The sequence below is a fragment of the Clostridium sp. D53t1_180928_C8 genome, from assembly GCF_015667795.1.
Lineage (GTDB): Bacteria > Bacillota > Clostridia > Clostridiales > Clostridiaceae > Clostridium.
On sequence record NZ_JADPEL010000098.1, the window covers coordinates 2,085 to 3,578 of the forward strand.

The following is a 1,494-nucleotide window of genomic DNA, read 5'->3' on the forward strand; positions in this document are numbered from 1 at the left end:
TTCATAGCTCTTTTATTATAAATAAAACTTTAAGGAGGATTAAAACATGAATCAAGAACTTTTTGCTATTTATCTTAGAAAATCAAGAAAAGATTTAGAGTTAAAAGATTATGATGTATTAGAAAGACATAGAAGAATACTACTTGATTTTGCTAGTGATAGAAAAATCAAAATTAATAAAGAAGATATATACGAAGAAGTCGTATCTGGTGAAACTATTAAAGACAGACCAGTTATTCAAGAACTTCTAAAAAAAATTGAGAATGGATATTATAAAGCTGTTCTAGTAATGGAGATAGAAAGACTTGCTAGAGGTAATACTATAGATCAAGGTATAATAGCTCAAACATTTCAACTAACTAATACTTTAATAATAACTCCTAACAAAACTTATGATACAAATAATGAATATGATAATGAATTTTTAGAGTTTGGATTATTTATGTCTAGACGTGAGTATAAAGCTATAAGTAGAAGAATACAAGCTGGAAGAGTTCAATCAGTTAAAGAAGGTAATTTTATAGGAAGCGTTACTCCCTATGGTTATGATAAAGAAAAATTAAAAACTGGAAAAGGATATAAATTAGTTCCTAATCATGAAGCAGAAAATGTTAAATTAATTTTCAATCTTTATTTAGAAGGTTTAGGAACTTCTAATCTAGCATATAAATTAAATGACTTGGGTATAACATCTCGAACTAATTCAATATGGACAGCTGCTATGGTTAGAAACATTTTAATTAGCAGAGTTTATATAGGTTATGTTTCTTGGGGTAGAAGAGCCCATGTTAAAAAACTAAATAATAACGAAGTAAATAAATCCAGACCAATAAATCAAAATTATAAGGAATATAAAGGAAAGCATGAACCTATAATTGATGATATTACTTTTTATAGAGTCCAGGAATTACTTAAAAGTTCTTCAATAAAAAAAGTTCCTAGTAGCAAATCTTTAAAGAACCCTTTATCTGGATTAATCAAATGTGGCAAATGTAATACTAACATGATAAGACGGCCTTATAAAAATAATCATGATGATGTATTACTCTGCAAAAATAAATATTGTGATAATGTTTCTAGTAACTTAAATCTAGTAGAAAAAAAATTATTAACTTCATTAGAAGAACAATTAAATGAATTTTATTATTATGTTAAAAACTATGAAAAAGAATATATTAAGAGTACTAAAAATTACAACATTCAAATCTCTAAAATAGATAATGAGATTAGTAAATTAAAAAAACAACTTATTAAAGCGTGTGAACTTTTAGAATTAGAAGCTTATTCACTAGAACTATTTAAAGAAAGATCTTTTGCAATTAATGAAAAGATTAAGAGTCTAGAAATAGAAAAAAATAATTTACTTGAACTGAGTAAAAATAATGTAATAGAAAAGATTACTCAATATATACCTATGCTAGAAAATTGTTTAAACACTTATTATGATTTAAATATAGAAAATAAAAATACACTTTTAAAATCTTTAATAAAAGA

1 protein-coding gene is annotated in these 1,494 nt (G+C 24.6%); it reads left to right on the plus strand.

Going from position 1 to position 1,494, the window contains the following annotated elements:
• Window positions 1-46: 46 nt before the first annotated feature.
• The coding region (locus tag I4V51_RS20470) for a recombinase family protein (RefSeq protein WP_195990285.1) at window positions 47-1,494 on the plus strand (1,448 nt) is incomplete at its 3' end.